This window comes from Candidatus Polarisedimenticolaceae bacterium (assembly GCA_036376135.1).
Lineage (GTDB): Bacteria > Acidobacteriota > Polarisedimenticolia > Polarisedimenticolales > DASRJG01 > DASVAW01.
This window is the reverse complement of sequence record DASVAW010000146.1, coordinates 1-19,060: the sequence shown is the minus strand read 5'-3', so window position 1 is coordinate 19,060 and position 19,060 is coordinate 1. Positions and strand designations below refer to the sequence as shown.

The 19,060-nt window shown below is 71.2% G+C and carries 18 protein-coding genes; 11 read left to right on the top strand and 7 right to left on the bottom strand.

Translation table 11 applies throughout. The features are described 5' to 3' along the window. Position 1: 1 nt before the first annotated feature. Positions 2–1,183, bottom strand: coding sequence for a cytochrome c3 family protein (locus VF139_15255; GenBank protein ID HEX6852753.1), 1,182 nt, complete (start codon positions 1,181–1,183; stop codon positions 2–4). A 133-nt stretch (positions 1,184–1,316) separates the two neighbouring features. Between VF139_15255 and VF139_15250 the strand changes: the two genes are divergently transcribed. The 8 genes from VF139_15250 to glgB all read left to right on the top strand — a co-directional run bounded on the left by VF139_15250 (position 1,317) and on the right by glgB (position 11,058). Next, positions 1,317–4,133 (top strand): pitrilysin family protein, encoded by a 2,817-nt coding sequence (locus VF139_15250; protein HEX6852752.1) that lies wholly within the window; start codon positions 1,317–1,319, stop codon positions 4,131–4,133. Positions 4,134–4,246: 113 nt separating this feature from the next. Beyond that, positions 4,247–4,972, top strand: a complete 726-nt coding sequence (locus tag VF139_15245) for a hypothetical protein (protein ID HEX6852751.1) — start codon at positions 4,247–4,249, stop codon at positions 4,970–4,972. A gap of 16 nt (positions 4,973–4,988) precedes the next feature. Beyond that, positions 4,989–5,399 (top strand): hypothetical protein, encoded by a 411-nt coding sequence (locus VF139_15240; protein HEX6852750.1) that lies wholly within the window; start codon positions 4,989–4,991, stop codon positions 5,397–5,399. Positions 5,400–5,413: 14 nt separating this feature from the next. After that, on the top strand, positions 5,414–6,199 hold the full coding sequence (locus VF139_15235; protein ID HEX6852749.1) for a c-type cytochrome: 786 nt from the start codon (positions 5,414–5,416) through the stop codon (positions 6,197–6,199). After that, positions 6,196–6,621, top strand: coding sequence for a hypothetical protein (locus VF139_15230; protein HEX6852748.1), 426 nt, complete (start codon positions 6,196–6,198; stop codon positions 6,619–6,621). Before VF139_15235 ends, VF139_15230 begins: the two co-directional genes overlap by 4 nt. Continuing rightward, a complete protein-coding gene (locus VF139_15225) occupies positions 6,614–7,708 on the top strand; it encodes a hypothetical protein (protein HEX6852747.1) in 1,095 nt (364 codons plus the stop codon). Before VF139_15230 ends, VF139_15225 begins: the two co-directional genes overlap by 8 nt. A 72-nt stretch (positions 7,709–7,780) precedes the next feature. After that, entirely contained in the window at positions 7,781–8,764 is a 984-nt protein-coding gene (locus VF139_15220; GenBank protein ID HEX6852746.1) for a winged helix-turn-helix domain-containing protein, read from the top strand. A 53-nt stretch (positions 8,765–8,817) separates the two neighbouring features. Continuing rightward, positions 8,818–11,058: a 1,4-alpha-glucan branching protein GlgB gene (glgB, locus tag VF139_15215; protein ID HEX6852745.1), complete on the top strand. Its 2,241-nt coding sequence runs from the start codon at positions 8,818–8,820 to the stop codon at positions 11,056–11,058. Positions 11,059–11,064: 6 nt separating this feature from the next. Here glgB and VF139_15210 read toward each other — a convergent pair whose 3' ends face one another. From VF139_15210 to VF139_15200, 3 genes are read right to left on the bottom strand one after another with little or no spacing between them, the layout of a single operon-like run. Continuing rightward, the gene (locus tag VF139_15210) at positions 11,065–11,451 is read right to left on the bottom strand and encodes a DUF2752 domain-containing protein (GenBank protein HEX6852744.1); all 387 of its coding nucleotides are present in this window, start codon (positions 11,449–11,451) and stop codon (positions 11,065–11,067) included. Then, a complete protein-coding gene (locus VF139_15205) occupies positions 11,448–11,816 on the bottom strand; it encodes a CD225/dispanin family protein (GenBank protein HEX6852743.1) in 369 nt (122 codons plus the stop codon). Before VF139_15205 ends, VF139_15210 begins: the two co-directional genes overlap by 4 nt. A gap of 7 nt (positions 11,817–11,823) precedes the next feature. Next, positions 11,824–12,261 carry a hypothetical protein gene (locus tag VF139_15200; protein HEX6852742.1) on the bottom strand — a complete coding sequence of 146 codons (438 nt, stop codon included), beginning with the start codon at positions 12,259–12,261 and terminating at the stop codon, positions 11,824–11,826. 59 nt (positions 12,262–12,320) lie between these two features. On the opposite strand from VF139_15200, the gene VF139_15195 reads away from it, so the two are divergent. Then, positions 12,321–13,469, top strand: coding sequence for an FAD-dependent oxidoreductase (locus VF139_15195; protein HEX6852741.1), 1,149 nt, complete (start codon positions 12,321–12,323; stop codon positions 13,467–13,469). Here VF139_15195 and VF139_15190 read toward each other — a convergent pair. From VF139_15190 to VF139_15180, 3 genes are read right to left on the bottom strand one after another with little or no spacing between them, the layout of a single operon-like run. After that, positions 13,458–14,888 carry an FGGY family carbohydrate kinase gene (locus VF139_15190; protein HEX6852740.1) on the bottom strand — a complete coding sequence of 477 codons (1,431 nt, stop codon included), beginning with the start codon at positions 14,886–14,888 and terminating at the stop codon, positions 13,458–13,460. The two genes, VF139_15195 and VF139_15190, sit on opposite strands and share 12 nt — an antisense overlap. After that, entirely contained in the window at positions 14,864–15,199 is a 336-nt protein-coding gene (locus tag VF139_15185; GenBank protein HEX6852739.1) for a cytochrome c, read from the bottom strand. The genes VF139_15190 and VF139_15185 overlap by 25 nt, the downstream gene beginning before the upstream one ends. After that, positions 15,196–17,472, bottom strand: a complete 2,277-nt coding sequence (locus VF139_15180) for an aconitate hydratase (protein ID HEX6852738.1) — start codon at positions 17,470–17,472, stop codon at positions 15,196–15,198. Before VF139_15180 ends, VF139_15185 begins: the two co-directional genes overlap by 4 nt. Positions 17,473–17,602: 130 nt before the next feature. Here VF139_15180 and VF139_15175 point away from each other — a divergent pair, with 130 nt between their 5' ends. Together VF139_15175 and arsS are read left to right on the top strand one after the other, a co-directional pair. Then, positions 17,603–17,935: an arsenosugar biosynthesis-associated peroxidase-like protein gene (locus tag VF139_15175; GenBank protein HEX6852737.1), complete on the top strand. Its 333-nt coding sequence runs from the start codon at positions 17,603–17,605 to the stop codon at positions 17,933–17,935. Between the two features lie 16 nt (positions 17,936–17,951). Next, positions 17,952–18,977 (top strand): arsenosugar biosynthesis radical SAM (seleno)protein ArsS, encoded by a 1,026-nt coding sequence (gene arsS, locus VF139_15170; GenBank protein HEX6852736.1) that lies wholly within the window; start codon positions 17,952–17,954, stop codon positions 18,975–18,977. Positions 18,978–19,060: the final 83 nt, after the last annotated feature.

Genomic DNA, 19,060 nt, shown 5'->3' with positions numbered 1-19,060 from the left:
CCTAGGAGTGCCGGGATCCGCCCTTGGCGCGGTCGATCACCTCACGGCTCAGCCAAAGTGCGGTGTGGGTCAGGAAGAAGGCGAACACGGCGAAGAGCAGGCCCTTCATGAGCACGCCGGTCCAGTAGAGCATCGCGTTGCGGTCCTTGTCGTGGATGTCGGCGTGGGGATCGTACATCGCGAAGTTCGCGTTCGTGCCGGGATGGCACCGGTTGCAGGTCTCCTGCCGGCGCTGCGGCGAGACGCGGGACGCGGGATGCGTCTCCGGGAGGATGTCGTGCGAGCCGTGGCAACCCGCGCACGTCGCGACGCGACCGAAGCCGAGCTTGGACACCTGGCCGTGGAAGGTGTCCCGGTAGGTCGTCAGCGACTGCTCGTGGCAGCTGCCGCACTCCTCGAGGACCTCGAGCTTCCAGCGCTCGGTCCCGGTCTGGGAGATCCCGTGCGCGGTGTGGCAGTCGAAGCAGGCCGGGGCCTTCAGGTCGCCCGAGGCGAGCTTCTGGCCGTGGATGCTCTTGGCGTAGATCGGCTCGATCCCCTGGTGGCACTTCCCGCAGGTTCCCGGCGCCTTGAGCTTGTGGACCGTGCTGTCGGGATCGCTCTTCGGGAGGATCGCGTGGGAGCCGTGGCAGTCGGTGCATTCCGCCGAGACCGCCAGTCCGCTCTGGACGAGCCCCTTGCCGTGCACGCTCTTCACGTACGCGGCCAGCACGTCGCCTTCGTGGATGCCGTACTCCTTCGCCTTCTCGCCGTGGCAGCGACCGCACGTCTGCGGAATCGTGAAGACGTACGTCCGGGAGGCCGGGTCGCTCTTCGGGAGGATGTCGTGTTTCCCGTGGCAGTCGACGCAGGCCGCCGCGACGGTTTTCCCCGCCTCGCGGGCCTTGGCGTGCGCCCCCTTCGCGTAGGCGGCCACGGCATCCCCGTGGCAGGTGGTGCAGTCGGCCGGCCGGAGCTTCTCCGCATGCGGGAACTCCGTCGCCGTCGCGAGGTCGGTGTGACAGTCGGTGCACGACAGCGACAACTGGCCGTGGATCGACGCCTCCCAGGCCTTCGCATCGACCGCGTCGGAGTGGCACCCGAGGCAGTCGTCGTTGGAGGGGCCCGCGACGGCCGGCACGGCACCGCACGCGAGCAGCAGCGCCAGGGGCGCAACGAGGAGTTTCGGGTCGAAAGGTCTCATCATTTTGTATCCCGACGCTCTTATATTCCGCCGCACCGGACCGGGCCAAGAGACATTGGTCAAGGATAATCGGAGTCGTTAAGTCCGAATTAGGCCGATTGCTACAATCGCGGCTTCGATCATGGAGGCCCGCATGCCTTTTCGCCTGAACCTCGTCTGGCTTTTCGTCGCGGTGTTGTCGACGTTCGCGATCCCGATGTTGTCCCACGCGCAGAACGCCTCCCCGCGCTCCCGCACCTTCCCGTACCCGATTCACGAGAGCGTCCTGGACAACGGGCTGAAGGTGGTCGTGGTGCCGATGGACAGCCCCGGCATCATGGCGCATTACCTCGTGGTGAGGGCGGGCTCGCGCAACGAAGTCGAGCCCGGCCTCTCGGGCTTCGCGCACTTCTTCGAGCACATGATGTTCCGCGGGACCGAGACGTACCCGCCCGAGAAGTACAACGACATCCTCAAGCGGCTCGGCGCGGACTCGAACGCGTTCACGACCGACGACTGGACGGCCTACCACGTCGTCGCCGCCTCCTCGGCCCTCGAGACGGTGATGGAGATCGAGGCCGATCGGTTCATGAACCTCAAGTACACGAAGGAGGCCTTCCAGAAGGAGGCGGGCGCCGTGCTCGGGGAGTACAACAAGAACTACTCGGTTCCGATCATGTCGCTCTTCGAGAAGCTCCAGGACACCGCGTACACGAAGCACACCTACAAACACACGACGATGGGCTTCCTCAAGGACATCGAGGACATGCCCAACCAGTACGACTACTCGATCCGCTTCTTCGACCGCTGGTACCGCCCCGACAACTGCGTGCTCGTCGTGACGGGCGACGTCGATCCGAAGGCGGTCGCGGCCCTCGCGAAGAAGCACTACGGCCCGTGGAAACGCGGCGCCGCGAAGCTCGAGACCCCCGTCGAGCCGGAGCAGACCGGCGAGCGCCGCGCCCACGTCGCGTGGAAGAACCCGACCCTTCCCTATCTCGTGCTCGGCTACCACGCTCCGGCGTTCTCCCCCGAATCCCGCGAGGGCGCGGCCCTCGAGGTCGTCTCCCAGGCGGCGTTCTCGGAGGCCAGCCCGCTCTACAAGGACCTCGTCCTCGACAAGCAGTGGGTGGACCAGCTGTTCGGCGGGGGTGATGCCAACCGCGATCCGAACCTGTTCACCATCCTCGCCCGCGTCAAGGACCCTTCGAAGGTCGAGGCGGTGCGCGAGGCGATCTACGCGACCCTCGAGCGGCTCGGGCGCGAGCCGCTCGCTCCCGAGAGGCTCGCCGAGGTGAAGCGCCGCCTTCGGTACGGCTTCCTCCAGGCGCTCGCCACGCCGGGATCGACGGCGCGCACCGTCTCCAACTTCCTGCAGCTGACCGGCGAGGCCTCGTCGATCGACCGGACCTACGCGACGCTCGAGTCCGTGACCGCCGAGGACGTTCGGGCGGCCGCGGCGAAGATCTTCCGGGCGGCCAACCGGACCGTGATCACGCTCGCCCGCGAAGGGCAGGACGTGTCGGGCGTCGGGGATTCGGTGCGCGCGGTGCTGCTCCCCTCCGCGACCGCTCCGTTCGTGTCGTTCCGCGTCGCCTTCGACGCCGGCGCGATCCACGACCCGAAGGGGAAGGAGGGGCTCGCGGCGCTGACCGCGGCGATGCTCTCCGAGGGAGGGACGCGCAAGCGGACCTACGGCGAGCTCGTCGACGCGCTGTACCCGCTGGCGGCGTCGATCGGCGTCCAGACCGACAAGGAGCTCGCGGTCGTCTCCGGCACCGTCCATCGCGACAACCTCGACGCGTTCTACGCGTTGTTCCGGGAGGTGCTGCTCGAGCCGCGCTTCGACGCGGCGGACTTCGAGCGGCTCAAGGCCGACCAGCTCAACGCGCTGACGAGCGTGCTCCGGGCGGCCGACGACGAGAACCTCGGCAAGGAGACCCTCGGTGCGGCGATGTACGCGGGGCATCCGTACGGCCGTCCGACGATCGGGACGGCGAAGGGAATCCGGGCGATCACCCTCGACGACGTCAAGGCGTTCTGGGCCTCGCACTACACCCGCGAGTCGGCGACGCTGGGCCTGTCGGGCGGGTTCGGCGACGCGTTCGTCGCGCGCGCCAAGGCGGATCTGGCGGGGCTGCCCTCGGGCGCCGTCGCGAAGGCGGAGCTTCCCGCGCCGCGCGCTCCGCAGGGGATCGAGGCGACGGTCGTCACGAAACCCACGCGCGCCTGGGCGATCTCGATCGGGTTCCCGATCGCCGTGACGCGGTCGGACGACGACTTCTACGCGCTGATGGTCGCGAACTCCCACCTCGGCGAGCACCGGACCTTCAACGGGGTCTTGATGAACACGATCCGCGGCGAGCGCGGGATCAACTACGGCGACTACTCCTACGTCGAGAACTTCGTGCAGGAAGGGGGCTCGACCTTCCCGCTCGCCAACGTTCCTCGCCGGCAGCAGTTCTTCTCGATCTGGATCCGCCCCGTCGCCGCGCAACACGCCCATTTCTCGATCCGAGCGGCGATGCGCGAGCTCGACCGTCTCGTGAAGGACGGCATGACCGCGCAGCAGTTCGAGGAGACCCGGGCCTTCCTCCTCAACTACTCCCGGTTGTGGACGCAAACGGCCTCGCGCCGCCTCGGTTATGAGCTCGACGGCCGCTTCTACGGGCGCAAGAACCTCGTGGACGAGGTCGCGGAGCGTCTGCCGAAGCTCACGCTCGACCAGGTCAACGCCGCGATCCGCAGGCACCTCGCCTCGAAGGGGGCCTACCTCGCCGTCGTCGCGGACGAGCAGGGAGCGGCGGCGTTCGTGGAGGCGCTCAAGTCGAACGCGCCGTCCCCGATCACCTACGCGACCGAAACGAAACCCGAGGTCCTCGAGGAGGACAGGGCGATCGCCGTGTACCCGCTCGCGATCGAGCCTTCGAAGGTCCGCGTCGTTCCGGCGTCGGCGATGTTCGAGGAGTGATCGGGCGGGGACGGTGGGGGCGACTCGCCGAAACCGTCCCCCGCCCACCCCCCTCGCGATGGCGCACCTCCCGTGGCGGGCGTTGAATCGACCCGCACGGGAGGCACTGCTTCATGCGTCGTCCGCGACCGCTTCTCCTCGTCGCCTCGCTCGCCGTCGCCGCGCTCGGCGTCGATCCCGCCGGCGCGCAGACCGTCTGCCGCACGGCGACGTGCGCCCCGAGTCCCGGTCCGGCCGGTTGCACCCCGCGCGCCCGGGTGCGCACCCCGCGCGTGCTGATGACCTCGTCGGGGGTCAACTTCGTCTTCGATCCCTCCGAGCCCCGGATCGAGCCCGGCGAGTGCGTGGCCTGGGCCCCCACGGGGGTGACGCACAGCTCGTCGCAGAACACCTGCCCCGACGACGCGTTGTGTGGAAACCCGGCGCCGGCGCCGTGCCTGTGGGAGACGGGGAACGTCGTCACCCCCACCCCCGACATCGTCTGTCACTACGGAACCTCGCAGTTCCCGCCGGCGTCCAGCCACGGCTACTACTGTCGGATCCACGCGACGCCGACGACGGGCACGATGCGCGGCACGCTGCGCGTCACGACCGCGATCGCCCTCGACGTGAACAAGTCCGGCGCGGACGCCGTCCTGCAATGGACCGGCGGCGGCATCGCGGGGAGCGAGACTTTCAAGGTCGCACGGAGCGCGTCGGACCCCGCGTTCCCTCCCGCCGCGACTCAGACGGTCGACCCGGACGGCGGTGCGACGGGACGCAGCTGGCGCGACGTCGGGGCCCTGAACGATCCGACCGTTCGCTTCTACCTCGTACGCAACCGACAGCCCAACGAGTAAGGAGGAGGTACGCGCCGTGGTCCGAGTCGACCGTAAGACCCCTCCGGCGGCCGGGCGCGGCGCATTCGCGGTCGCGGCGGCGTTCGCTGCCGCGACCGTCCTTTTCTCCGCGGACCCCGACGCCGACGCGCGCAAGGCGGTCGTGACCGGGGAGGTCGTCGACTCCGCCTGCTACGTGAAGTCCGGGTCGAAGGGGGAGAGCCACCGCGAATGCGCGCAACGGTGCGCGGACGCCGGGATCCCGCTCGCGATTCTCGAGGACGGGACCGGGCGGGTGGTGTGGGTGGCGTCGATCGCCGACATGGAGACGCCGAACGCACGCCTGCGGCCGCATGCCGGCCGACGGGTGCGCGTCGAGGGGACGTGGGCGGAGCGGGGCGGCGCGCGGCTGCTCCTCGTCGCCTCGGTGACGCCGGTCGCGCGTTGAGCGGTCGCTCGCCCATGCGTCCGGGGCCTCGCTTCCTCCTCGTGGTCTGTGCGGTCGTCGCGGCCGGGGAAGGCGCGGCGCTGGCCTTCGTCGCTTTCCGGGCGCGCCGGGTCGCCGCGGCGGAGGCGTCTCCGGTCGTGAGGGGCGAGGCGCTCGCGAACGCGATGGGCTGCTTCGGATGTCACGGGCCGGGAGGCGGGCGACCGATCGCGAACCCGGGCTCCCGCGCCGGAGAGGTCCCCGGGTGGCCCGGGGGAACCTGGATGATGTGGAACCGGGACGAGTCCGACGTTCGCGCGTGGATCGTCTCCGGGCGACCCGAAGGACGCGAGCCCGACCCCGGCGCGCTCCTCCGGATGCCCGCGTACGGACGCCGTCTGTCGGATCGGGAGGTCGACGACCTCGTCGCCTACGTGCTCGCGGTCTCCCAGTTCGGAGTCCCCGCCGAGCCGCTCGCGGCGGAGGGGCGCGACGTGGCGATCCGCAACGGTTGCCTGGGATGCCACGGTCCCGAGGGACGCGGCCTCGTCCGGAACCCCGGCTCGCTTACCGGCTACGTCCCCGCCTGGGACGGCGACGACTGGACCGAGCTCGTGAAGGACGAGGAGGAGTTCCGCGCGTGGGTGCTCGACGGCGCGCCGCCACGCATCGCCGGCCATCCCGTCGCAAGGCGATTCCTGGAGCGGCAGGCGTTGAAGATGCCGGCCTACCGTGGGCGGCTCGACGACCACGAAGTCGACGCCTTGTACGCCTTCGCGCGATGGGTGCGCGCGAATCCCCGAACGGGCCGGACCGAATGAAGCGGGAACGGCGGCTCCTCGTCGCCTCCCTGGCGATCGCGGCGTCGGGGTGCGGCGGCGACGGCACGTTCGAGATGCTCGGGCCGTCGACGCCGCCGGCGCCGCGATTCCGGGAGATCCAGGCCGCGATCCTGTCCCCCCGTTGCGCGCTCGCCGGGTGCCACGCCGCGCCCGCTCCGGCCCAGGGGATGGACCTTTCTCCCGGCGTTTCGCACGCGTCGATCGTCTCCGTGCCTTCGACCGAGCTCGCCGCGTTCGATCGCGTCCGGCCGTTCGATCCGGCGGGCTCCTACCTGCTTCTGAAGCTCGAGGGGGACGCGGTCATCGTGGGGGAGCGCATGCCGTTCGGCGGGCCGTACCTGTCGGACGCCGAGATCGCGACGGTCCGGGCGTGGATCCTCGCGGGCGCGCCGAATGACTGACCTCGTCGTGCGGGGTTCGGCGGCCCTCACCCTCGCCGGTTTCTTCGCGGCGGGAGTGCGCGCGGAACCCCATCTGGCGATTCGCGCCGGATTGTCCTGCGCGTCGTGTCACGTCAACCGGACCGGGGGCGGGGGACGGACCGCGTACGGGGCGTCGTACGGAGCGACCCAGCTCCCCGCTCCGGCGCGTTCGGAGCGTGCGGGCGCCTTCGACGGCTCGATCCATCCCCGGGTGCGGATCGGCGGCGACGCCCGCGCGGCGTACGTCGGGAACTTCCAGGACGATGCGGCCTATGTCGGGGAGTACCGCCTCCGGGGGGTCAACGTCTATCTCGCCGTCGAGGTCCTGGAGGATCGGCTGACGCTTTATGCCGACGAGAGGATCGCTCCCGGCGGGGCCCTCAGCCGCGAAGCGTTCGTGTTGCTTCAGGGTACCCGCGGCGGACTGTACGCGAAGGCCGGGAGGTTCTTCCTCCCTTACGGACTGCGGCTGCTCGACGACGAAGCGGCCACGCGACGCGGCTCGGGGTTCACGTTCGAGGCGTCGGACACCGGCGTCGAGCTCGGGGGGCTGGCAGGCGGATGGTCCTGGGCGGCGAGCGCCACGAACGGGCGCGACGGCGGCGCGGAGGCCGATAACGGCAAGCAGTTCGTCGGAACGCTGGCGCTCGTGCGCGCGGGATGGCGCGCCGGTCTGAGCGCCTCGACGAACGACCTGCCGGGCCCCGAGAAACGCGAGCTCGCCGGGGTGTTCGCCGGAGCGAGGGCCGGGCCGATCGTGGCGATCGCGGCGGCCGACATCCTCCGGGACGTGGACGACGCCGGGACCGCGACGCGCGGCGCCACCGCGCACGTGGAGATCGACGCGACGCCCCGGCCGGGCTTCACGCTCCGGGGGTGGTGGGGCGCGGTCGATCCGGACGACGCGACGACGGGCGACGGGCAGACGCAGCTCGGCGTGGGCGTCGACTGGACGCCATGGCCCGCATTGCAGATCCGAGCCTATTTCCGCGATCGAGCCGGCACCGCGCCTTCGGCGGGCGGCCGGGGCGACGAGGTGGTCGCGGAGGTGCACCTCTACTTCTGAGTCTGCGGAATGCCGCTACCGCCGGGACCCCCCGCGGCGTATGGTTTCCGGCAGCGCGCGGAGGAACTTGCCATGGCCCCGACCCCCCGTGCCCGCCGCGTCGGCCTCGGCGCCGATCGTGTGCGGGATCATCTGCTGACCTCCCTCCACCTGGGAAAGCTCGCTCCCGGCGATCGCGTCACCTCGGTGCGCCGTCTCGCCGACCTGACCGGGCTCAACCGGAAGACGATCCACCGTGCCTATCGCGAGCTCGCTCGCGAGGGGCTCCTCCTCTCCAGGCCGGGGTCGGGGACCTTCGTCGCGGCGCGTTCGGTCCCCGAGGCGCGCGGGGCGGGGGCCGGCGACCTTTTGCGCGTCGTCGAGCGTTGTCGGCGCGACGCGGCGACCCACGGGATGACCCCGCGGGCGTTCGCGGCGTTCGTGGATCGATGCCTGGGCGACGGGCTGCGCGGTCTCCCCGTCGCGGTCGTGGAGTGCAACCTCGAGCAGATCGGGCTGATCGCCGCCGACCTTCGAAGCGAGCTGGGTGTCGCTCCCCGCGGCGTGCCGCTGGCGTCGATCCTGAGCCGGCCCGCGACGACCGTCGGCGCCGCGGCGGTCGTCACCACGGACTGTCACTACGCCGAAGTCGCCGCGGCGGTGTCGCCGACGGAAGTCCCGGTGTTCCGCGTCGCGCTCGACGGCGAATTCCCCAGACGCGTGCTGCGCCGGCTGGGCCGCGCGCCGCTCGTGCTCGTCGTGCGGGATCTTTCGTTCGAGCGTCCGTTCCGTCGGCTGCTCGCGCAGATCGGCGGGGTGCCGGAGTCTCTCGCGCGGCTGTTCGTCGCGACCCCCGCGAGCGTGAGGGCGAGGCTCGCCGAGGCGGGGCGCGGCGCTGCAGTGTGCGTCTCGCCTCTGGTTTCCGAGGAGACCGACGGTCGGATTCCCGCCTCGGTCCCTCGCCTCTCCGCGCGGTGGACCGTTCCGCCCGAGGCGCTCGAGCGCCTGCGCGCCGAGCTTGCCCGAAGCCTCGATGCGCCGGAGGCCTCGCCGCTGCGGAGCCGACGCGGGGCTTGACGGGGGTCCGACCGGACGGTCACGATGTCCCCCGACGCCGAAGGGGGAACGACTTGGCCACACCGACGACTCGGGAACCGCGGCGCAACCCTCCGAAGCTGCCGGCGTCCGCCGCGGACCCGCAGGAGGCGGCCGCGATCGCCTCGGGTCGCCACGCGGAGCCTCACCGGTTCCTCGGCGCCCACGCCGCCCGCGAGGGGCGGCGTACCGGGGTGGTCGTCCGGACGTTCCACCCGGAGGCTGCGTCCTGCGAGCTGCTCGTCGCCGGCCACGATCCCGCCCCGATGCACCCCACCGATGCGCTCGGCGTCTTCCAGGCGTTCGTGGCCGGGGCGAAGCCGCCGCTCGCGTACCGCGTCCGATTCACCTTCCCGAACGGCGCGACCTGGGAGCGCGACGATCCCTACCGCTTCCTGCCGACGCTGGGGGACATCGATCTCCACCTCTTCAACGAAGGGACCCACCGGCGGCTGTGGGAGGTCCTCGGGGCGCGGCCGCTCGCGATCGACGGGGTGGAGGGGGCGGCGTTCGCCGTCTGGGCCCCGAACGCCGAACGCGTGAGCGTCGTCGGGGACTTCTGCCGCTGGGACGGCCGGCTCTACCCGATGCGCCGCATGGGGGCCTCCGGAGTCTTCGAGCTCTTCGTCCCCGGCGTGCACGCGGGGGCCCTCTACAAGTTCGAGATCCTCACGCGCGAGGGGGCGCTCCGCCTGAAGACCGACCCGTTCGCGCAGGCGATGGAGCAGCCGCCGCAGACGGCCTCGCGCGTCATCCAGTCGACCTACGTCTGGGGGGACGACGCATGGATGCAGGGCCGGCCGGCTCGCGACTGGCCCCGCGAGGCGATGGCGGTCTACGAGGTCCACCTCGGGTCGTGGGCGCGCGTCCCCGAGGAGGGAAACCGGCCGCTCACCTACCGGGAGGTCGCGCCTCGCCTCGCGGCGCACGCGAAGCACCTCGGCTTCACGCACGTCGAGTTCCTCCCCGTCGCCGAGCACCCGTTCACGGGCTCGTGGGGCTACCAGGTTTCGGGGTACTACGCCCCGACCTCGCGCTTCGGAACCCCCGACGACTTCCGGTTCCTGGTGGACACGCTGCACCGCGAGGGGATCGGCGTGATCGTGGACTGGGTCCCGGCGCATTTCCCCAAGGACGACTTCGCGCTGCGCCGCTTCGACGGCACCGCGGTGTACGAACACGACGACCCCCGCCAGGGCGAACACCCCGACTGGGGAACGCTCATCTTCAACTACGGCCGGCCCGAGGTCCGGAACTTCCTCGTCGCCAACGCCCTGTACTGGCTGAAGGAGTTCCACGTCGACGGGCTTCGCGTCGACGCCGTCGCGTCCATGCTCTACCTCGACTACTCGCGCAAGGCCGGGGAGTGGGTCCCCAACCGCTTCGGCGGCCGGGAGAATCTCGACGCGATCGAGTTCTTCCGGGAGCTCAACCGGGTGGTGGCCGAGGAGTCGCCGGGGGCGTTCACCGTCGCCGAGGAGTCGACCGCGTGGCCCGGGGTCACGAAGACCCCGCAGGAAGGCGGCCTCGGGTTCCTGTTCAAGTGGAACATGGGCTGGATGCACGACACCCTCGAGTACTTCAAGAGGGATCCGATCCACCGGCGCTGGCACCAGGACCAGCTGACCTTCGCGATGCTCTACGAGTACAGCGAGCGCTTCACCATGCCGCTCTCGCACGACGAGGTGGTGCACCTGAAGGGCTCGCTGCTCCGGAAGATGCCCGGGGACGAGTGGCAGCGCTTCGCCAACCTGCGCCTGCTGCTCGCGTACATGTACCTGCGTCCCGGCAAGAAGCTCCTCTTCATGGGGAGCGAGATCGCCCCGTGGACCGAGTGGAACCACGACCAGAGCCTCGATTGGCACCTGCTCGACGCGGAGCCCCGCGCGGGGTACTTCCGGTACTTCGCGGCGCTCGGCCGCCTCTACCACGAGCACGCCTGCCTGTGGCGCCGCGACCACGAGCCGGAGGGGTTCCGCTGGGTCGACTGCTCCGACCGCGACGCGTCGATCGTCTCGTTCCGGCGCATCGACGGCGAGCAGGAGCTGCTCGTCGCGCTCAACCTGACGCCGACGCCCCGCGAGGCCTACCGGATCGGCGCCCCGCGTGCCGGACGCTGGGAGTGCGTCTTCTCGAGCGACGCCCCCGAATTCGGCGGCAGCGGATTCGAGTCGTCGGGTTTCGTGCAGACCGAGGCGGTTCCCCAGCACGGCCTCGACCAGTCGTTCGTGCTGCGCCTGCCTCCGCTCGGGGCGATCGTCCTCGCGCCCCGTTAGCCCGGACTATTCGCGAATCGGCCCGAGCCACTCGAAGCCCGGGACGTTCCGCAACACGCCGTAGGCGCAGAGCACGGCGAGGATCGTGAATCCCGCCCACGTCGGGACGCGTGTGCGCAACCACGCCCGACCCGTCGCCACGCGCCACGCCTCGTCCGCCGCGAGCGGAACGAGAACGGGGAGCGCGAGGATCAGGAGCGGATTGAAGGCGAGCGCCCGGGCCGGGTCCCCGTGCGCCAGCGCATGGAGGGCGCGGGTCGCGCCGCACCCGGGGCAGAAAAGCCCCGTCGCCGCGTGCAGCGGGCACGCCGGAAACCAGCGTGCCTGCGCCGGGTCGACGCACGCGATCGCGACGAGGGCGAGCGTCGCGGCGACGGCGAGTCCCGGTCTCACGTCGACAAGGTCCTCGTCGTGAGCAGCACGATCAGGTACACCCCGTAGATCAGCAGCACGGAACCGAACGAGACCCACGACCAGATGTACGCCAGGCGCGAATACCGCCGAGCGGTCTCGAGATCGCCGAGCGCCACCTTCCCGTCCACCTGCGCGGCGTAGACGATCGCCACGATCCCCGCGGGAAGGCAGCAGCAAAGGGTCACCAGGATCGCCTGCACGAGGTAGTTCGGGATCTTCCCGCCGGTCAGGGGAGTCGAGGCCGGAGGCGCGTAGGGGGAGACCGTCTCGTGGAACACCGTGCCGCAGGCCCGGCACGCGGCGACACCGTCGGGGTGGGGCGCTCCGCAACGGGGGCAATACACGACGACCTCACGCCGCGGGGATGAGGTTCTTGAGCTGCAGCGCCTTCACGAGGAAGAGGATCAGCAGGATCAACGCCGCGAAGCCGACCCCGAACGGGACGAACGGGAGCGGAAGGTGGGCGCCGAGGATGCACCCGGCGTACGCCCAGCCGAACCCCGCGCCGCAGTCGCCGAGGTCGTTCCGTCCCGCCGCCCGGAAATACGACTGGTACGACTGCGCGAGGCGCGGGAAGACGAAGAAGTTCCAGACGGCGTTGAAACACGGGATCAGCAGGAGCCACACCAGCCCCGCGTCGAGCTTGCGGTGCTCGGCGGGGACACGCTTGAGGCAGCCGTACAACAGGGCGCAGACGACGACGTTGATCGCGAGCACGACGAGCAGGACCATCACGACGAAGGCGCCGATGGTGGCGAGCCCGAGCGCGGCGACGGCCTCCTGGTCCATGCCGACCTCCCCGTGCGCGCGACGTTATCACGCCGTCCGCCCGATATACTCCCCCGCCGATGGCCCCCCGTTACGACGTCGCCGTGATCGGCGCCGGCATCCACGGCGCCGGCGTCGCGCAAGCGGCCGCGGCGGCGGGGCACCGCGTGCTCGTCCTCGAGAAGTCGGAGCCCGCCGCGGGGACCTCGTCGAAGTCGAGCAAGCTCATCCACGGCGGCCTGCGCTACCTCGAGACCCCGCAGTTCGGTCTCGTGCGCGAGTCGCTCCGGGAGCGGGAGCTGCTGCTGCGCCTGGCGCCGGGGCTCGTCACGCGCCTGCCGTTCTACATCCCCGTCTACGCCTCGATGGCCCGCGGACCGCTCACCATGCGCGCGGGGCTGTCGCTGTACGCGCTCCTCGGCGGACTCGCGCCGGCGATGCGGTTCCGGTCGCTTCCGCGGGCGGCGTGGGGATCGCTCGGCCCGCTGAGCCACGAGGGGCTGCGCGCCGTCTTCGCCTACCGGGACGCGCGGGCCGACGACGCCGCGCTCGTGCGCGCGGTCCTCGACTCCGCGAAGGCGCTCGGCGCGACGGTCGAGATGCCCGCCCGCCTCGAATCGGCGTCGCGTCGGGAGGACGGCTGGGTGCTGCGGCTCGCCGACGGCACCGAGCGCTTCGCCTCGGTCGTCGTCAACGCGGCGGGTCCGTGGGTGGCGCAGGTCCAGCGCCGCGCGGGGCTTCCCGCCGTGGACGTCGAGCTCGTCCAGGGGGCGCACGTCGAATACGACGCCCCGATCTCCGAGGGCGCGATCTACGTCGAGTCTCCCGTCGACCGTCGGCCGGTTTTTCTCCTGCCGTGGCGGGGCGGCACGCTCGTCGGCACGACCGAGACGCTGTTCCGCGGCAACCCCGACGACGTGACCCCGCTTCCGGGAGAGATCGACTACCTCGAGGCGACGCTCCGGCGGTACGTCCCGGAGTTCCGCGGAAGGCGGACGGGGGCGTGGGCGGGGCTGAGGGTCCTCCCGCGCTCGGCGACCGATCCGAACGCGCGCCGCCGCGGCACGATGTTCGTCACGGACGAGCCGGCGGCGCCCCGCTGGATCGCGGTGTGCGGCGGCAAGCTGACCACCTATCGCGAGACCGCGGGGAAGGTGATGCGGCTGGCGGCGCCGTCGCTTCCCGCGAGGACGGGGCGCGACACCGCGACGATCCCGTTAGGCTCCTAACCGCCGGTCGAGCTCCCGCCGCCAGCGGCGGAACCGTCGGCGGAGCGCGGCGCCGTCGCGCGGGTCGAAGTCGTCCCCGACCCGGTCGGGGGCGCGGGCGCCGAGCAGGAACGCCGCCCCCTGCGCCGTCGCCTCGACCTCCGCGGGCCGGGTGACGACGCGTCCGGTCAGGTCGGCGAGCCCCCGGCACAAGGCGTCGACGCGCGAGAGGCCGCCCGTCGCGACGATCGAGCGGGTGCGTCCCGCGAGGGCGTCGATCCGCTCGAGGTTGACCGCGACGAGAAAAACGATGCTCTCGGCGACCGCGCGCAGCTTCTCGACCGGCGTGCCGCGGCCGACGAACACCGACGTCGCGTCGGGGCGCCAGAACGGGGCCGCCAGCCCCGAGACGGCGTTGAGGACCAGGGGGCCGTCCGCGTCCGGCAGCGCGTCGAGCGCCCGGCGCGGATCGCGCATGCCCAGACGGTCCGCGACGAGGTCGATCGCCGCCGCGCCGCCGTTCACCGTCCCCTCGAGCACGCGCACCGTCCGTGCGCGGTCCGCGAACACGACGCTCGACAGGAGTCCCCGCCGATCGCGGGGCATCCATCCGACCGGTCGCTGCACGAACGCCCCCGTGCCGAAGTTGACGACCGCGACCTCGGGGTCCGGCTCGCCGAACGCGAACAACGCGCAGGACTGGTCGCCGGAGACGACCTGCAGGGGAAGCGCTCGTGTTCCCCACGCGATCGTCCCGTGGGCGGCGCGCGTCGGGACGATCTCGGGGAGCACGTCGCGCGGGATTCCGAACGCGTCGAGGAGCGCGGGGCTCCAGTCCCCGCGCCGCGCGTCCACGAGCAACGTGCGCCCGGCGTTCGCCGGGTCGGCGACGCACGCGCCCTCGCGGGTCAGCCGAAAGGTGAGGAAACTCGAGAGCGGTCCGATCGCCAGGCGTCCTTCGCGGCGCGCGCGGCGGACCTCCGGAAGGCGCGCGAGGCACCAGCGCAGCTTGTTGGCCCCGTAGTGGGGGGACAGCCGCAGCCCCGTGATCGTCGCGATCTCCCGGGCCCGGGGCTCGAGGCGCCGAAGCCACGCCGCCGCCCGCCGGTCCTGCCAGCTGATCGCCGGGGTCAGCGCGCGTCCTGTCGTCCGATCCCACGCGACGATGGTGGCGCGCTGGGTGGCGAGGGCGGCCGACGCGACGCGGGCGGCGTTGCCCCCCAGTTCGCGTCGCACCTTCTCGAGGCACGTTTCGAGCGACCGGACGAGCGCCTCGGCCGGAAGCTCCACGCGCGGTCCCGCGCGGGTCTCGCGAACGGACCGGCGCGCGGAAGCGACGACCGTCCCCGCCTCGTCGAACACGAGCGCGCGGGAGGAGCGCCCCCCCTGGTCGAGGACGACGAACAGCCGCGAGGCTACTTCCCGGCCTCGAGCAGCCACGCCGCCAGCACCTTCCGGTCGGCGTCCGGTGCGCCGTAAGGCGGCATCACCGCCGGGAAGCGTTTCTCGAGTTCCTCGAGGCGGGCGTCTCCCCTCGAGACCTTGTAGGGGTCCGCGAGGTAGGCGGCGAGCCGGTCGGCTTCCCAGCGCTTGGACAGGCCCAGAAGCGGCGGCGCGAGCGTGCTGCCCTTGCGCTCGGCGCCGTGGCACACCTGGCAGTTGGCCTTCTTGAACAACGCCTCTCCGGTCGCCTGCTGCGCGGAGGCGGCTCCGGCGGCGAGGGCGGCGGCAACGACGAGCGCGAGCTTCATGCGGTCTTCCCCTTGATCACGTTCAGCGCCGACCCGGCGCGGAACCACCCGATCTGTTCGGCGTTCAGGGTGTGCTTCACCGCGAAGCGCTCCTCGCTCCCGTCCTCGTGGTGGAGCACGACGGCGAGGTCTCTCCCCGGGGCGAGGCCCGCGAGCCCCAGGACGCTCACGCGATCGGTCTCGCGGACCTTGTCGTAGTCGGCGGCGTCCGCGAAGGTCAGCGGCAGGATCCCCTGCTTCTTCAGGTTCGACTCGTGGATCCGCGCGAAGGACCGGACGATCACCGCGGCCGCGCCGAGGTGCCGGGGGGACATCGCGGCGTGCTCGCGGCTCGAGCCTTCCCCGTAGTTCTCGTCGCCGACCACGACCCAGCGGGAGCCCTTCGCCTTGTAGGCCCGCGCGACCGCCGGGATCGGCTGACCGGCCTCGCCGGTGAGCAGGTTGCGGGTCTTTCCCGCCTCCGCGGTGAAGGCGTTGATCGCTCCGGTGAACATGTTGTCGGAGATGTTGTCGAGATGGCCGCGGAACTTCAGCCAGGGACCGGCGGGGGAGATGTGGTCGGTCGTGCACTTCCCCTTCGCCTTGAGCAGCAGCGGCACCTTCTCGAAGTCCTTCCCGTCCCACGCGGCGAACGGGGTCAGAAGCTGCAGCCGCTTCGAGTCGGGGGCGACGCGCACCTCGACCTTCGAGCCGTCGGCCGCGGGGGCGAGGTAGCCGACGTCGTCCTTCACGAAGCCGGCCTTGGGGAGATCGGGCGCCGGGGCCGGCGCGGCGAGCTTGAAGGTCGACCCGTCCGCCGCGCGCAGCGCGTCGGTGAGCGGGTTGAAGGTGAGCTTCCCCGCGAGCGCGTACGCCGCGACGATCTCCGGGCTCGCGATGAAGGCGAGCGTCTCGGCGTTCCCGTCGTTGCGCGCCGGGAAGTTCCGGTTGAACGAGGTCACGATCGTGTTCTTCGTTCCCGCCTTCAGCTCGGTCCGCCGCCACTGCCCGATGCACGGGCCGCAGGCGTTCGCGAGCACCTGGCCCCCGACCGATTCGATCTCGCCCATCTGGCCGTCGCGCACGATCGTGCGGCGGATCTGCTCGGAGCCCGGCGTCACGAGGAACGGCGTCGCCGTCCGGACCCCCTTGGCCTTCGCCTGGAGGACGACGTCGGTCACCCGGCCGATGTCCTCGTACGACGAGTTGGTGCACGAGCCGATGAGGGCCACGGAGATCGGCTCGGGGTACCCCTCCCTCGCGACGGCCGCGGCGACCTCGGAGATCGGGCGGGCGAGGTCGGGGGTGTGCGGGCCGACGAGGTGCGGCTCGAGGGTGGAGAGGTCGATCGTGATCACCCTCGAGAAGTACTTCTCGGGGCTCGTCTCGACCTCGGGGTCGGCCTCGAGGAGGGTCCGGTGCTTCGCGGCGAGATCGGCGAGCGCCGCGCGGTCGGTCCCGCGCAGGTAACGTTCCATCGCGGCGTCGAAGGGGAAGACCGACGTCGTGGCGCCGAGCTCGGCACCCATGTTCGCGATCGTTCCCTTGCCGGTGCAGGAGATCGACCTGACGCCGGGACCGAAATACTCGATGACCGCGTTCGTGCCGCCCTTGACGGTGAGGATGCCGAGGAGCTTCAGGATCACGTCCTTCGGCGCCGCCCAACCGGACAACGCCCCCGTGAGCTTCACCCCGATCAGCTTCGGGTACTTCACCTCCCACGGGAACCCGGCCATCACGTCCACCGCGTCGGCGCCGCCGACGCCGGAGGCGAACATGCCGAGGCCCCCCGCGTTGGGGGTATGGGAGTCGGTGCCGATCATCATCCCGCCGGGGAAGGCGTAGTTCTCCAGGACCACCTGGTGGATGATCCCCGCCCCCGGTTTCCAGAACCCGATGCCGTAGCGGTTCGACGCCGTCCGCAGGAACTCGTACACCTCGGCGTTCTCGTCGAGGGCCCGCAGCGTGTCGGCCTGCGCCCCCTCCTGCGCCCGGATCAGGTGATCGCAGTGCACCGTCGTCGGAACCGCGACCTTCGGGATGTCCGCCTGCGCGAACTGGAGGAGCGCCATCTGCGCCGTCGCGTCCTGCATGGCCACGCGGTCGGGGCGCAGCTGGAGGTAGCTCTCGCCGGGGCGCAGGTCGGCCGTCTCGGGATCGTCGAGGTGACCGAGGAGGATCTTCTCGGTGAGGGTCAGCGGCCGGCCCAGCCGGCGCCGGATCGACTCCAGGCGCCGGGCGATCCTGGCGTACGCCTCGGCGACGAACTCGGGGGTGGACTCGATCGTGTGCATACGGGTCCTCCGGCGGCGGGAAACGCTGGACGGGTCAGCGGCATCGCAATGTACCGGAACGGCCGGAACGCCTGCAAACCGAATGGGTTTACCCTGCCCGTCGGGCCGGCGTCCGGCCGTTGGGGGAACGATGGAGACGTATTACTGCCCGCACGACCTCGCCAAATTCGGCGACATGGGAAAGAACCGCCCGGAGCTGTGGGAGAAGTACATGGCCTACTACGGGGCGGTGTTCGAGGACGGCGCCCTCAGCGAGCGCGAGAAGGCGCTGATCGCCCTCGCCGTCGCCTCCGCGGTCCAGTGCCCGTACTGCATCGACGCCTACACGCAGGCCAGCCTCCAGAAGGGGGCCGACCTCGACCAGATGACCGAAGCGATCCACGTCGCGAACGCGATCCGCGGCGGGGCCTCCCTCGTCCACGGCGTCCAGATGCGCAACATCGCGACCAAGATCGGGATGTGAGCGAGCACAGGCCCCGATGAGCCTCCTCCAGATCCGCCACCCGCTCGCGAGCCCGAGGCGCCAGCTCGAGGTCCTCGAGGCGAGCGGCGCGCCCGCCTTCGCATCGCTGCTCGAGCGGCACGGCCTTCCGCCGCTGCGCACCGCGACGATCGACGTGCTGCAGGTCAACGTCGGCAAGTTGTGCAATCAGACCTGCGCGCACTGCCACGTGGACGCCGGCCCCGACCGAAGGGAGCAGATGTCGCGGGAGACGGCCATCCAGGTCGTCGAGCTGCTCCGCCGGCATCCGATCCCGACCCTCGACATCACCGGCGGCGCGCCGGAGCTCAACCCGATGTTCCGCCCCCTCGTCGAGGAAGGGGCAAAGCTCGGCCGACGCGTCATCGATCGCTGCAACCTGAGCGTGCTCCTCCTTCAGGGGCAGGCCGACCTCGTCGCGTTCCTCGCGCGGCACGGGGTGGAGGTGACGGCCTCGCTCCCCGCACCGCGCAAGGCGGGAACCGACGCGCAGCGGGGGGACGGCGTCTTCGAAAAGAGCGTCGAGGCGCTTCGCCGGCTCAACGCGGCCGGGTACGGGAAAGGGGAGGGGCTCGTGCTCAACCTCGTGCACAACCCCGTCGGCGCATTTCTTCCCGGAAGCCAGGCGTCGCTCGAGCGGGAGTACAAGCGCGAGCTGCAGTCGCGGCACGGCGTCGTCTTCGACCGACTGTTCACGATCACGAACATGCCGATCAGCCGCTTCCTCGAGTTCCTCGAGCGGCAGGGCCAGGTCGAGCGTTACATGGAGACGCTCGTGAACGCGTTCAATCCGCACGCCGCCGACGGCGTGATGTGCCGCACGATGATCTCCGTCGGCTGGGACGGAACGCTGTACGACTGCGACTTCAACCAGATGCTCGAGCTCCCCGTCGACCACGGCGCGCCTCGGACGCTCGCGGCTCTGCTCGAGCGCGGCGACCTCGCTCGGGCGATCGTGACGCAGCGCCACTGCTTCGGCTGCACGGCGGGGGCGGGGTCGAGCTGCGGAGGGGCGCTGGAGTAGGACCCCCCGAAAAGACGAACGCCCGCCGGCTCATGGATGGAGCCGACGGGCGCCCTGCTGCGCCGTGACCTCACCGGGGGGGG